Raw genomic sequence first — 13,390 nt, 5'->3', positions numbered from 1 at the left:
CAGCCACATACGGATACTTCGCACGCATCGGCCTCGCACCACCGCCAGCGCTCACACCAGACGCGCCGTCAGAGGCGCCGTCAGAGGCGCCGTCAGAGGCGCCGTCAGACGACGCAGGCTCGGGAGTGCCCGAACCGGCGGGATCCGCGTCGCACGAACCGGCGCCATCCGCGTGGGAAGCATCCGGGTCGGGCACCGGGTCGAAGGCCTGCCCCGCCGACATCGACCGCCGCGCACCACCCACAGACCCTCCGCGGGCCTTCGAGATCAGACGCTCAGCAGTGCCGAAACCCTGCCCACGCGCAAAACCCCCGCCAGGCAGATCCGGATCCGACCGGCGCATCACCTCACCCGCCACCCGCGACACCAACGCCCCCGCGAGCCGCTCAAGATGAGACACCGCCTCAGTCAGATCCAGCAGCTCCTTCGCCGACACCCCCGATACATCAAGCGCCGCAAGCACACGCACCTGCGCACTCACCCGCTCAACCTCACCGACCCCGATCACCATGACCACAGTCCATCAGGGGGGTCTGACAATTCAGACAAATGGGGCAGCATGCAGGAACAGTAGGCTCATTACCAGGGACGGTGATGCGCGAAGGCCCGGGCACCCTCAGCGTGCCCGGGCCTTCGCAGGACCTTCATCACGTCGGCGGCTCGCGACGCGGACGTCGCGCCGACGAGCCGTGCCGGCCATGCCGACGAGTCGCCCCGCCTCAGCGCTTCACGGCGTCAACGACCGCGGCGGCTCCCACCAGCGGAGAACGACGCGGCGGACGAGTAGCCGCCGGACTGGCGCGCCTGCGCCGACGAGCGCCCACGCCCGGAGCCGGAACGACCCGCACCGGAACGACCCTGCGGGGCGTGCCCCTGCGCCTGCTCGGCGGCGCCGCGGTCACGGCCCTGGCCGCGACCGCGCGACTGCCCACCGCGCGACTGCCCACCGTGCGACTGGCCGCCGCGCGACTGGCCCTGCGCATCGTCCCTGCGCGGTCCGCGCCCGGAACGGGACTGGCCGCCCTCGCCGCCCTGGCCGCCGCGAGCGCCACCAGAACGAGCGCCACCAGAACGGGCGCCGCCCGAACGCGCGCCACCCGCGCGGCCGCGTCCGCCGCCGCGCGAGGCCGAGGCCTCGACGGGCACCGGCTTGACGTACGGGGCGACCTCGCCGACCAGGCGAACGACCTGCTTCGACTCGGCGTTGACGGCCTGCGGCTCGACCGTGATCGCGGCCTTGCGCAGCAGCTGCTGCGTGTCGCGCTTCTGCTCGGGCAGGACGACGGTCACGACGTCGCCCGAGGAGCCGGCGCGCGCGGTTCGACCGGAACGGTGCAGGTACGCCTTGTGCTCGGCGGGCGGGTCGACGTGGACCACGAGCTCGATGCCGTCCACGTGGACGCCGCGCGCGGCGACGTCGGTCGCGACGAGCACCTTGACGTCGCCCGAGGCGAACTGTGCGAGGTTCCGGTCGCGCGCGTTCTGCGACAGGTTGCCGTGGAGGTCGACCGCGGGGATGCCGTCGGCGGTGAGCTGCTTGGCCATCTTCTTGGCCTGGTGCTTGGTGCGCATGAAGAGCACGCGGCGTCCCATGCCCGAGGCGAGCGCGCGCACGACGTCCTTCTTGGCGCCGGCGTCGGCGACGTGGAACACGTGGTGCGTCATCGCGTCGACGTGGCTGTCGGCCGAGTCGACCGAGTGCAGCAGCGGGTCGTTCATGAACTTCTTGACGAGCTTGTCCACGCCGTTGTCGAGCGTCGCGGAGAACAGCAGGCGCTGGCCGCGCGTGGGGGTCGCGTTCATGATGCGCGTGACGCCGGGCAGGAAGCCGAGGTCGGCCATGTGGTCGGCCTCGTCGAGCACGGTGATCTCGACCTGGTCGAGCGAGACGATGCGCTGGCCCATGAGGTCCTCGAGGCGGCCGGGGCACGCGACGACGATGTCGACGCCGCGCGAGAGCGCCTGCTCCTGGCGGCGCTGGTTGACGCCGCCGAAGATCGTGGTGGTGGACATGCCGTAGGACGCGGCGAGCGGCGCGATGACCGCGTCGATCTGCGTCGCGAGCTCGCGCGTGGGGCACAGGATCAGCGCGCGGGGGTGACCCGCGCGGGCGCGGCCGCCCTTCGCGCCGAGGCGCGCGGCGACGGGAAGCGAGAACGCGAGGGTCTTGCCCGAGCCGGTCTTGCCGCGGCCGAGAACGTCGCGGCCCGCGAGGGTGTCGGGGAGGGTGTCCTCCTGGATGGGGAACGGGGTGGTCTTGCCCTCGCGCTCGAGCACGGTGGTGAGCTGCGTGGGCACGCCGAGGTCGGCGAACTGGAGAGACATGCAGAGTCTTTCTGTCAGGTGCCGGACGCGCGCACGCGCATATCACCCCTGCTTTCAGGGGCACCGGCAGTGGTGGCGAAGCGCGAAGGTGTTCGCGTTCGTTCGCCGAAGAGAGGATTTCTACGAGCCGCGCGAAGTGGGGACCTGGCGCTGGCGAGAAGGAGAAGCAATCTGCGACGCATGTCAGGCCGAGCGGCCCGATCACCGCATAAGGATAGCAGGCGTGTCCCTGGCCTTTTGAGAGATTCGCCTCACGATCTTCCCAAATCGCCCAATATGACCGATTCTGGGAAAGATCGATCGAACGAAACTCGCGCGGGCATGGCTCGCGCCGCATCTGTCCACCATGCCGTCCGGAAGCGGCTACGCGGAGGTCCCCACATGCATGCCTCGTTCGCATCGGCGCTGAGCGCTGCTCTGCTCGGCGTCACCTTGCTGGCAGTGACCACTGTCACCGCAGCGTCGACCGCGTCCGCCACTGGCGACCCCGTGGATGGCCTGGCGTCCATGCCGACCGCGACCGCATCGTCCTCGGCGCCCGGAACCTCCCCCGACGCGCTCGTCGACGGCGGCCAGATCCATACCGGCGACACCGGCTTTGTCTGGACCGCCGCGGGCACCGGCGCGCAATGGGTCCAGATCCGCTGGCCATCGGCCAGGACGATCGACACCATCCAGCTCTACGGCAACTCCGCGATCTCGGGCGCGACCCTCACCTTCGCCAACGGCACCACCGTCCCAGTCCCGGCCATCACCGCCGGCGGCGCCCCCACCCAGGTCGAGTTCGACTCGCGCAAGGTCTCCTGGGTCCGCCTCGACATCCCCGCAGGATCCACCCCCGCCTCCCTGCGCGAGATGGCAGTCTTCCTCGCCTGGGGCACCGCCCCCACCTGGATCGGTGGGAGCGCCGGCGTCACGACGTCCGGCGGCACCGCGACCACGGACGATGCCGTGGTCGTCACTGCTGACGCCACGGACGATGCGGTGGTCACCGACACGGGCTCCACCACCTCGTCGTCCGGCACCACCACGTCAAGCACCACCTCGTCGAGCACCTCGTCGTCAAACACCACGTCGTCGAACACCACGTCCGGAGGAACAACGACGACCGCGACGGTGACCACCGGCGCCGCCGCGACCGGCGACCCCGTGGATGGCCTCGCGTCCATGCCGACCGCGACCGCATCGTCCTCGGCATCCGGAACCTCCCCCGACGCGCTCGTCGACGGCGGACAGATCCACACCGGCGACACAGGCTACGTGTGGACCGCCGCAGGCACCGGCGCGCAATGGGTCCAGATCCGCTGGCCATCGGCCAGGACGATCGACACCATCCAGCTCTACGGCAACTCCGCGCTCTCGGGCGCGACCCTCACCTTCGCCAACGGCACGACCATCGCCGTCCCCGCCGTCACCGCCGGCGGCGCCCCCACCCAGGTCGAGTTCGACTCCCGCAAGGTCTCCTGGGTCCGCCTCGACATCCCCGCAGGATCCACCCCCGCCTCCCTGCGCGAGATGGCCGTCTTCCTCGCCTGGGGCACCGCCCCCACCTGGATCGGTGGGAGCACCACCGCGGACCCCACACCGACCGAGACCACAGAGACCACGGCGCCTCAGACCACCGACCCGACCCCCACCGAGACCACCACACCCGCGCAGACCGAGGAGCCGACGCCCGACCCGACGCCGATCGAGCCGAGCATCGTCGGCGTCACCGCGGTCGCCTCGAGCTCCGCCTCGGGCCAGGGCCCGGCCGCCCTGATCGACGCGACCGACTCCGTCGCGGGCGCCACGGGTAACGCCTGGCAGGCGACCTCGTCCGGCGCGCAATGGGTCGAGATCCGCTTCGATGCGCCGCGCACGATCTCCGCGGTCGACATCTTCGGCTCCAACGACTCCGCGGGCACGGTCTCGTGGGGCCACCTCGTCTTCTCCGACGGCAGCCGCGTGCTGACCGGCGGCGTCATCGCGGGCAACGCGCCGCCGACCACGGTCGCCTTCCCGTCGCGCACGGTCACCTCGGTGCGCTTCGAGATCACCGGCACCCGAGACGGGACGCCCGCCTCGCTGCGTGAGCTCGTCGCGTACGACACCGGCACCGTCGTGCCGCAGTACCAGGGCGCCGCCGCTTCGACGCTGCTGCCCGAGGTGAGCGCCACGGCCGCGAGCGCGTGCGCCGTCCCGACGGGCACGAGCAGCAGGTCGAGCCTGCACCTCGTCTGCCCCGACACGGGCACGACCCTGACCGGGTCGTCGAGCATCGTCCTGGCCGGACCCAAGAACACGACCGCGACCGTGACCGCCTGGACTCCCGCATCGTCCGGCTCCTCGACCGGGGCCGTGAAGACCATCGGGACCGTCGCGATCGGCGCGAACGGCTACGGGAGCTTCACCCCGGCATCGTCGCGGCTCGCGACACTCATGCACGGCCCGCTGCCGCTGCGGTTCACCCTGCCGAACGGCACGGACCTCACCGCGCAGTTCTACAACCCGGGCGGCGTGACCACCGCGGCGGCAAGCGCGAGCGCCGCGACCGGCGGGCTCCACCTGGTCTACGACCTGGACTTCCGCCAGCCGGTGTCGGCCGCGCGGGGCGGCGTGAACGCCGTGTTCTCCTCGAACAAGCCGTCGTCGGGCGGCAAGGGCTACGAGTACGGCGACGCGATCTTCGCGGAGCCGAGCAAGGGCTACGGCAACCTCACGCTGCTCGAGGACGAGTACCTGCGCATGCGAACCATGCCGCTGCCGGCCGGCGAGAGCGACCCGATGCAGTGGGGCCGCAGCCTCGTGGGAGGCATGCTCGCCTCGGGCGGAGCCTCGGGCAGCGGCATCTCGGCGCAGTACGGCTACTTCGAGGCCCGGATGCTCGCGCCCGACTCGACCGGCACGTGGCCGGCGTTCTGGCTGCTGTCCGCCGGCGGGCTGCGCGTCGGCTACGAGGAGGGGCCCGTCGACGAGGTCGACGTCACCGAGATCTACGGCACCGACTCGACCAAGTACTGCCTGGGCGTGCACGGCTGGCTCACGCCGGGGGCGCTCAGCCGGATCGACTGCGACGGCTACTCGCACCTGGCCGACGTGGCGCTCAGCTGGCACACGTACGGCGCCAGGATCACCGAGGCCGGAGCGACGTTCTACCTGGACGGCGTCAAGGTGAGCGAGATGGGTCCGCTCCCCAACGACGACCAGCCGTTCCACTTCCTCGTGACGATGGCGCTCGGAGGCGGCTGGCCCGTGGACCTGTCGTCCACCGACGGGATCACGGACCTGTACGTCGACTACGTGCGGGTCTACACCTGAGCGGACGCCACGATCCCAGCAAGCTCCCAGCAGTACCAGGACCAAAGAACGACGGACGGCTGTACGACGCCTGCCTACGATCTCTCCAGACCCTCAACGTGGTCGCCCCCTCAACGTGGAAGGAAGAGATCATGGGCAAGCTTGTTGTCTGCGGCGTCGACGGGAACTTCGGAGGCTTCGCCGCCTCCGTCCTGCGAGAGCTCGTCCCTGCCGACAGGATCCGCGTCACCGCTCCGACAGAGGCCGGGCTCGAGGAGTACAAGGCGGCCGGGATCGAGACGGCGATCACCAACTTCAACGACCCGGCCGGACTCGCCGAGACCTTCGCGGGTGCCGACAAGGTGCTCGTCGTGTCGATGCCGTTCGTCGGCCCCAAGCGTCGTGCCGCGCACAAGAACGCTGTCGACGCGTGCGTCGCCGCAGGCGTGAAGCAGGTTGTCTACACGTCGCTCGTCAACGCGACCGACCCGGAGAACCCGAGCATCGAGAAGATCGACCACGCGTGGACCGAGGCTTACGTCCAGTCGACCGACCTCGACTACGTGTTCCTGCGCAACTCCCAGTACGCCGAGGCGATGATCACCGCCTACTTCGGCTCGCTCGCACCCGGAGCGATGGCCAACAACGCGGGCGACGGCCTCATGGCCTTCATCTCGCGTCAGGACTGCGCCCGCGCGGCCGCTCATGTGCTCGCCAACCCCTACCTGCACCACCTCGCGCTCAACATCAACGGCGCCGAGGCGATGACGATGGCGCAGTTCTGCGCCTACGGCAACGAGGCCACTGGCAACTCGATCCCGTTCCACGCGATCGACGACGAGCAGCAGTACGCGGTCTTCGACGCCATGGGCGTGCCGCGCACGACCGACGGGAAGTTCGAGGACGGCTCCGAGGCCCCCTTCAGCTCCGAGGGCATGGTCACCTTCGGCGAGGCGATCCGCCTGGGCAAGATGGCGGTCTGCTCGCTCGACTTCACCGTCGTGACCGGACGCAAGCCCCTCACCGTGCTCGAGATGTTCAAGGACGCGGACAGCTTCCAGGTGGGCGCCCGTCACTCGGTCGACGCGTAGCCACCCGCTCGTGAGCGCCTTGGGGCGCGTTCCGGTTCCGACCGGAGCGCGCCCTTCGTGCCTCCCGGACGATGCGCCGACAGGACGGGCGACGCGTCGCCGCTGGCGGAGCCTCGTCCCTACTGGAGCGAGCCCACCATGTCGCCGAACGCTCCGCGCGCCTCGACGGCGACGCCACCCTGACCGTTGGGCCGCGAGATCGTGTGCAGCGTCGCACCATCCCACCAGTACAGGTGCGGCGACAGCGCACCCGCCGCGCCCGACGCCGAACGGGCGACGAACTGCGCGGCGGAGCTGATCGCCTGGACCGAGCGCATGCCGTCGACGGCGTGGAGCACGATCGCGTGGCGGTGGGGCACGCCCACGACGACGCCGCGCGGCAGCGCGCGGGGCCCGTAGACCTCCATCAGCAGCGACGGCATGTCGAGGATGCGGCCCGCGAAGAAGTACGACTCGGAGGACAGCAGGGTCAGCACGCCCCCGCCCTGGACCTCGACGTCCTCGCGGTCCTCGATGGGCACGGCGAGCGTGCGAGCGCGGCCCGCCGCCCACAGCGCGTCGACGTCGCGACCGGCGAGCGCATCGCCGCCCAGCATCTGGACGGTGTCAGGGAAGTCGAGCGCGAGCACCTCGATCACGCCTTCCGCCACTGGCCTCGCATGCTCGGCCGTGAGCGGTGTGCCCTGCTCGGACAGCGCGGCCGCAGGGACCAGGCGGGAATGGACGATGCTGAGCATGTCCTCGTCGGACAGGTCGGCCGCCGCGGGCGGAGGGTTGAGCAGCGTCTGCACGTGGGAGGCGACGACAGGCTCCCAGTCGGCCGGGTTCGGCGAGGTCTGGGCGCACGCGACCGCGAGGTTCCACAGGCCGAAGACGCGCCCGTCGGGCGCGGCGACGGCGCCCGGCTGGAGCGCGACGGGCACGCCGCCTTGTGCGAAGTGGCGCACGACCATGGCTCGCAGCCGGTCCGCCTCGACCGTGCTCAGGAACGTGATCTCCGGATCCTGCTGGAACGGCTGCGGTTCGCTCGCGCGCTTGCGTCGTCCGAACATCGTCTCCCCCTCACGAGGCCGTGTCGAAGCGTGCCCCCGCACGGTTCCGGCGGACCCACTCTGCCGGAGACAGCGCCGCCGCACAAGGGTCATCCCTGGCATTCCACGCTTTTTCACGCAAAGCCGTGCGGCGCGAGCCGGCTCTTGCCGACACCCGGGAGCACTTGGTGATGTGTCCAAGCAGACACCGGCGCGTCTTACCGGGTCGCTCCGCGGGTCGATGGAGCATATGGACGCCCGTGATCCCCCGCGTGGCGATGTCCCCGAAGGAGTCCGACCATGAAGCCGACCCTCACCCCCGGCTCACCCCTCGCGAAGGCCGCGGACGCGGCCCTCCAGTGGGGTCATTCGATGGAGACCCTCACGGGCACGCCGCTCGAGCAGATCCAGCGCACGTCCCGGATCACCGCGTGGCTGCTGGGGCAGGGCATCTCGCCCGTGATCGTGCAGACGCCGGCCACCGAGTGGGCGTCATGCATGCGAGACGATCTTGAGACCGAGTGGATGGACTCCGGCGACTGCTGGACAGCGAACCCGCCCGTGGGCACGCCTGCGTTCCCCGAGAGCGTCGTGGTCGCGGTGCTCGACGAGGGCGACGCGGAGCGTCAGGAGACGCTGGACGACGGCACCGAACCGCACGTCATCCTCACCGCGAGCGGCATCCTGCGCATCGTCCTCAACCACCCGATCCTGGGGCCGCGCTAGACGCCCTCGTTCGCCCGCAGCGCATGCCGCACGAACGCGCCGATCTCGGCCAGATCCTGAGGTGACAGCCCCTCGTCGGGAGCCGGCGACACCGCGAGCAGCCGCCCGCCCGGCCAGGACTCTGGCCCGGCGAGGCCCGCATCGTCCAACGCCTCTCGCCACGGGTCGATGAGGTCATCGACCCACACCACCGCATCGTGCCTGGCGACCTCCTCGCGCGCTCGCGCGGCCTTCCACCACCCCGGCCCGCAGAAGTGGCTCTCATGGGGCCCGGGCTCGAGCGCCGGCCATCGGCGCCCCAGCCCGATCACGGGGGCGAGCCGCTTCGGCGCCATCGGCCCCCACGTGGTGCACCACGCGCCGTCCACACCCGGGAGTGACGCGATCCTGCGGAGCTGACCGATCATCTCCGTCGAGTACTCGGTGCCGAGCATCCCGCCGACCGGGGCGATCTCCCACGAGGCCTCGGGCCAGGAGCCTCCGTGCGAGCCTGGCGGAGCCATCGGCGAGATGACGCCATCGACGTCGAGCAGCAGGAGGACCCAGGACATGCGGTCGAGCTATCGCGCGAGGTCGAACACCACGACGCGTTCGCTCCACTCCCCGATCGCCGCGGAGACGGGCAGGTGCTCGGGGTGGTCCAGGTAGCCGTCCCTCGCGACCGCGTCAGCGAAGGTGACGACCAGGCCCCAGTCGAACCCGCCCTCGAGGTCCTCCGAGCTGACGCTGGAACCCTCCACGGCGTCCACCACGCCGTCGATCGTCTCGGTGAAGCCGGCGACCCTGCGCCCGATCTCGTCGAGCACGCGGGAAGGCAGACCCTCGCGCCACTTCACCAGCACGACGTGGACCAGGCTTCCCGATTCGCTCATGAGTCGAGTCTGGCACCGCACCTCACCCCAGGCACTACCTTCTCAGTTTTGCAACGGCTCAACTGCTGTGCAACCATCAAATTCCTGCGCTTGATGGATTTTCAATGAGGAAGGGAGCATGGCGCCATGATCGACGACGATCCCCATGCCACCCCGAGCCCGCGCAGCGCACAGACCCCTGGCGCACAGACCCCCAGCGCACAGACCCCTGGCGCGCAGACCCCCAGCGCACGGACCTCCAGCGCGAAGCCCCGCGGCCCCTACAAGCGCTCGGCCACCACCCGCGCAGCGATCCTTGAGGCCGCGACGCAGGTGTTCTCCGAGCAGGGATACCGCGCGGGGTCGATGCGGGAGGTAGCCCGACGATGCGGGATCGACCAGTCGACCGTCACCCACCACTTCCCCAGCAAGCCCGCGCTGCTGCTCGCTCTGATGCATGAGCGAGACGCCAGGGGCGATGCGCTCGTGGCCGCGACACAGACCGACGGCCCGGCCCGCCCCGTCGATGCGGTCCTTGCACTCGCGCGGCACAACGAGTCCTCACCCGACGCGATCGCGTTGTACACCGTGCTCGCCGCCGAGTCCGTGACGCCCGACCACCCGCTCGACGACTACTTCAGGGACCGACTCCGCCATGTGCGCACGAACTTCGAGGGCTGGCTCTCCCAGCTCGCGGAGGACGGCGCGCTGCGCGACGGCGTCACCCCCTCGTGGGCGGCCGCGACCCTCCTGTCCCTGTGGGAGGGCGCGCAGCTCCATTGGCTCATCGATCCCGACGAGGTGGACGTCCCCGCCGCCTTGGAGGGCTTCCTCCACCTCATCCTCCACGACGCCGGACAGCCGGCTCCCGACCGGAAGGCAGACTCATGACCGCGATCCCCCTCAACTCCGAGTGGACCTACCGGCGCCCGACCGGGCCCTTCGCGGGCTTCGACGGCAACGGCCCCGGCAACCTCGGCATCGTCCGCCTGCCGCACGACGCGCTCCGCGACGAGGAGCGCTCGGCCGACGCCCCTGCCAAGGGCGCCCAGGCCTACCACCCGTCGGCGAACTTCACCTACGAGCGCACGCTCGACGTGCCCGCCGCATGGGAGGGCAAGACCGTCCAGCTCGAGATCCAGGGCGCGATGCGTCGCGCTCAGGTGTTCCTCAACAACGAGCTCGCGGGCGTCCGCGCCGACGGCTACGCCCGCTTCTTCGTGGACCTCACGCCGTTCCTCGTCTACGGCGAGCCCAACGCGCTGCGCATCGAGACCCGCACCGGCGAGGACTCGCGCTGGTACGCGGGGGCGGGGCTGCATCGTCCCGTGATCCTGCACGTGGACGATGCGGTGCGCATCGCCAATGACGGCGTCACCATCGTGACGGAACGGATCGAGGACGACCAGGCGGTCGTCGCGGTCGCGACGACCGTGGTCAACGACACTCGCGTCACGAGGACGGTGTGGGTCGTCACGGATGTCGCCGCCCCCTCGGGTGAGCGAGTCGAGGGAGAGGCGACTCCCCTGACGCTCGCGCCCGGGGAGACCTCGGTGGCGCGCCAGCGCTTCTACGTGGCCGACCCCGCCCTGTGGGGACCCGACTCGCCGTCGCTGTACAAGGCGACCGTGACGATCGACAACGGCGTGCCCGTCGAGACCGCCTTCGGCATCCGCACCATCACCGTCGACCCGCGCAAAGGGCTGAGGATCAACGGCGAGGAGGTGCTCATGCGCGGCGCCTGCATCCACCACGACAACGGGCCGCTCGGCGGCGCCGCGATCGGCCGCGCCGAGGAGCGCCGCATCGAGCTCTTGAAGGCCGCCGGGTTCAACGCGATCCGCACGGCGCACAACCCCGCCTCCCCCGCCATGCTGGACGCGTGCGACCGGCTCGGGATGCTCGTCATGGACGAGGCGTTCGACATGTGGACCCGCTTCAAGACGCCGTACGACTACGCGGCCGACTTCCCGGTGTGGTGGGAGGCGGACATCGAGGCGCTCGTCGCGAAGGACCGCAATCACCCGTCGGTGGTCATGTACTCGATCGGCAACGAGATCGTCGAGGTCGGCACCCCGCACGGCGCCCGCTGGGCGCGTCGTCTTGCCGAGAAGGTGCGCGCGCTCGACCCCACCCGGCCCGTGACGAACGGCGTCAACGCGCTGCTCGCCGTGATCGACGAGATGCCGCAGATGATCGAGGCGGCGGGCGGGCTCAACGAGCTCATGGCCGGCGAGGGTGCGTTCGCCGCCGTGTCCCGCTCCGACAACGCGACCACGCGCATCGAGGAGTCGTCGTCCGTGCTCGACGTGCTCGGGCTCAACTATGGGGACTCCCGGTACACGCAGGACGCGGAGGCGTTCCCCCACCGCGTGATCGTCGGGTCAGAGACGTTCGGGTCGGAGATCGGCAACCTGTGGCCGCTCGTGAAGTCGCACGCGAACGTGATCGGCGACTTCACGTGGACCGGCTGGGACTACCTGGGCGAGGTCGGCATCGGCTCGACGATGTACGTCGGGGACGCCGCCGCTTCGGGGCAGCTCGAGCGCGAGTTCCCGTACCTGACCGCGTGGTGCGGAGACATCGACATCACCGGCTGGCGCCGTCCCATCTCCTACTACCGCGAGATCGTGTTCGGGCTGAGGACCGAGCCGTACATCGCCGTGCTGCGGCCCGAATTCCACGGCCGCGAGATCCTCAACCCGTCCCCGTGGGGGTGGAGCGACTCCGTGTCCTCGTGGACGTGGAACGGCTTCGAGGGCAAGCCCGTGACCGTCGAGGTGTACGCGGACGCTTCCGAGGTTGCCCTGGAGCTCGACGGCGTCGAGGTCGCGCGCACCGCCGTCGGGGACGCGAAGCCGATGCTGGCCACGCTCGAGACGACGTATCAGCCGGGTTCGCTCGTGGCCGTCGCCTTCCGCGATGGGAACGAGGTGGGGCGAACTTCTCTGGTGACCGCCTCTACCCCGGCGCTGACGGCGTCGGTGGACCGCGCCTCGCTCACCGACACGGACGACGACCTGGCGTTCGTGGCGATCGAGCTGCGCGACGCTTCTGGGGTCCTCGCGGCTGACGCCGTGACGGCGGTGACAGTGGCCGTGGAAGGCGCGGCCGTGCTGGCTGGCATCGCGTCCGGCACGCCGACGACGGAGGAGCGCTTCGACGCTTCTTCGGTGACGACGTTCGACGGCCGCGCGCTCGCTGTGGTGCGTCCTGCTGGTGCGGGTGCCGCGACGGTGACCGTGTCCGCCGAGGGCTACGAGGACGTGGTGCTGGAGCTCACTGTCGCGTAGGGCTCAGATTTCCGGCTTCGCTGCACTGCCGGGTACCTGGTGGTCGCCCACCGGGTACCCGGTTGTCGCGCTCCGGGTCAGTCCGCGTCAATGGAGTGACGCGCAGCGCCAGCGACGAAGTCCCGGCTCACCGACACCCGTTACGACCTCATCAGGCTCATCACGCGATAGACCTTTCCTGAAACTTCCCTGTTGCCGCGCCACGCAACCGGCGTTGGTCAGCGTCCGCTTGGCGCGACTCAACTCTCAGTCGGCTGATCGCCTCCAGATGTTCATCTCCAACGAGGGACGAAACACCATACTGACGGACTTGCCACAAGTCCGCCGCGTTTGGTCCGCCGGTGCGCATGAACAGTCTGGCTCCGCCCGGCCAACTCCGGCGCCTGAAGTCAGCACCCGATCGATGAGATAGATCCAAGCCGCACCAGCGGACTCGTTTCGATGCCAGGGACTGCTCACCAGGAATATCACGACCGCAGCGATGACCGCGAGCACTCCGAGATTCCAGTCCGCTGGACTGGACCCGCTACCAAAGGCGGTCGCAGCAGCGACAATGACGGCGAGGGCGGCCAATGCGGTGGCGGGGAACCACGCTGAAGCAGCCGAGGCAGCGGTCAGCCCGAGGCGTAGATCCTCCAACTGTTGAACGGTTCCCTGATCAAGCCCCAACGCCGATTGAGCACGAAGCCTAGCCATATCGCTGACCCCCGGTCTCCGCACCCGCCAGAAGCCGAATCGCTGCTCGCCGATCGCTGGAATCTTTAGGTGCTTGCAGACACAGTTGATCTCGCCCA

10 protein-coding genes are annotated in these 13,390 nt (G+C 70.1%); 5 read left to right on the top strand and 5 right to left on the bottom strand.

Features of this window, described 5'->3' with window-relative positions:
* Together AOP78_RS15030 and AOP78_RS08670 are read right to left on the bottom strand one after the other, a co-directional pair.
* Positions 1-511: hypothetical protein (locus tag AOP78_RS15030; RefSeq protein WP_201774766.1), on the bottom strand; the 511-nt coding region annotated here is incomplete at its 3' end.
* Positions 512-735: 224 nt separating this feature from the next.
* Positions 736-2,325 carry a DEAD/DEAH box helicase gene (locus AOP78_RS08670; RefSeq protein WP_062203223.1) on the bottom strand — a complete coding sequence of 530 codons (1,590 nt, stop codon included), beginning with the start codon at positions 2,323-2,325 and terminating at the stop codon, positions 736-738.
* Positions 2,326-2,706: 381 nt separating this feature from the next.
* Between AOP78_RS08670 and AOP78_RS08665 the strand changes: the two genes are divergently transcribed.
* Together AOP78_RS08665 and AOP78_RS08660 are read left to right on the top strand one after the other, a co-directional pair.
* Complete coding sequence (locus tag AOP78_RS08665; protein WP_062203220.1) at positions 2,707-5,625, top strand: glycoside hydrolase family 16 protein; 2,919 nt, start codon at positions 2,707-2,709, stop codon at positions 5,623-5,625.
* 131 nt (positions 5,626-5,756) lie between these two features.
* Complete coding sequence (locus AOP78_RS08660; protein ID WP_062203217.1) at positions 5,757-6,695, top strand: NAD(P)H-binding protein; 939 nt, start codon at positions 5,757-5,759, stop codon at positions 6,693-6,695.
* 119 nt (positions 6,696-6,814) lie between these two features.
* Here AOP78_RS08660 and AOP78_RS08655 read toward each other — a convergent pair whose 3' ends face one another.
* The gene (locus AOP78_RS08655) at positions 6,815-7,747 is read right to left on the bottom strand and encodes a hypothetical protein (protein ID WP_062203215.1); all 933 of its coding nucleotides are present in this window, start codon (positions 7,745-7,747) and stop codon (positions 6,815-6,817) included.
* Between the two features lie 279 nt (positions 7,748-8,026).
* On the opposite strand from AOP78_RS08655, the gene AOP78_RS08650 reads away from it, so the two are divergent.
* Positions 8,027-8,452 (top strand): hypothetical protein, encoded by a 426-nt coding sequence (locus AOP78_RS08650; RefSeq protein ID WP_062203213.1) that lies wholly within the window; start codon positions 8,027-8,029, stop codon positions 8,450-8,452.
* Here the strand turns inward: AOP78_RS08650 and AOP78_RS08645 are convergent.
* Together AOP78_RS08645 and AOP78_RS08640 are read right to left on the bottom strand one after the other, a co-directional pair.
* On the bottom strand, positions 8,449-9,003 hold the full coding sequence (locus tag AOP78_RS08645; RefSeq protein WP_062203211.1) for an HAD domain-containing protein: 555 nt from the start codon (positions 9,001-9,003) through the stop codon (positions 8,449-8,451). The genes AOP78_RS08650 and AOP78_RS08645 overlap by 4 nt on opposite strands.
* Before the next feature lie 9 nt (positions 9,004-9,012).
* Positions 9,013-9,324, bottom strand: a complete 312-nt coding sequence (locus AOP78_RS08640; RefSeq protein ID WP_062203209.1) for a Dabb family protein — start codon at positions 9,322-9,324, stop codon at positions 9,013-9,015.
* Between the two features lie 126 nt (positions 9,325-9,450).
* Here AOP78_RS08640 and AOP78_RS08635 point away from each other — a divergent pair, with 126 nt between their 5' ends.
* On the top strand, positions 9,451-10,194 hold the full coding sequence (locus AOP78_RS08635) for a TetR/AcrR family transcriptional regulator (RefSeq protein ID WP_062203207.1): 744 nt from the start codon (positions 9,451-9,453) through the stop codon (positions 10,192-10,194).
* Positions 10,191-12,596 (top strand): glycoside hydrolase family 2 TIM barrel-domain containing protein, encoded by a 2,406-nt coding sequence (locus tag AOP78_RS08630; protein ID WP_062203205.1) that lies wholly within the window; start codon positions 10,191-10,193, stop codon positions 12,594-12,596. Before AOP78_RS08635 ends, AOP78_RS08630 begins: the two co-directional genes overlap by 4 nt.
* The last annotated feature ends 794 nt before the right edge of the window (positions 12,597-13,390 follow it).

It is taken from the genome of Demequina salsinemoris, assembly GCF_000974805.1.
GTDB lineage: Bacteria > Actinomycetota > Actinomycetes > Actinomycetales > Demequinaceae > Demequina > Demequina salsinemoris.
Note: the sequence above shows the minus strand (reverse complement) of the source record. Positions and strands in the feature narration are given on the sequence as shown.

Coding starts and splice junctions, on each gene's coding strand:
- AOP78_RS08650 (WP_062203213.1), top strand. CDS start 8,027: ATGAAGCCGACCCTCACCCCCGGCTCACCCCTCGCGAAGGCCGCGGAC.
- AOP78_RS08660 (WP_062203217.1), top strand. CDS start 5,757: ATGGGCAAGCTTGTTGTCTGCGGCGTCGACGGGAACTTCGGAGGCTTC.
- AOP78_RS08655 (WP_062203215.1), bottom strand. CDS start 7,747: ATGTTCGGACGACGCAAGCGCGCGAGCGAACCGCAGCCGTTCCAGCAG.
- AOP78_RS08670 (WP_062203223.1), bottom strand. CDS start 2,325: ATGTCTCTCCAGTTCGCCGACCTCGGCGTGCCCACGCAGCTCACCACC.
- AOP78_RS08645 (WP_062203211.1), bottom strand. CDS start 9,003: ATGTCCTGGGTCCTCCTGCTGCTCGACGTCGATGGCGTCATCTCGCCG.
- AOP78_RS08640 (WP_062203209.1), bottom strand. CDS start 9,324: ATGAGCGAATCGGGAAGCCTGGTCCACGTCGTGCTGGTGAAGTGGCGC.
- AOP78_RS08635 (WP_062203207.1), top strand. CDS start 9,451: ATGATCGACGACGATCCCCATGCCACCCCGAGCCCGCGCAGCGCACAG.
- AOP78_RS08630 (WP_062203205.1), top strand. CDS start 10,191: ATGACCGCGATCCCCCTCAACTCCGAGTGGACCTACCGGCGCCCGACC.
- AOP78_RS08665 (WP_062203220.1), top strand. CDS start 2,707: ATGCATGCCTCGTTCGCATCGGCGCTGAGCGCTGCTCTGCTCGGCGTC.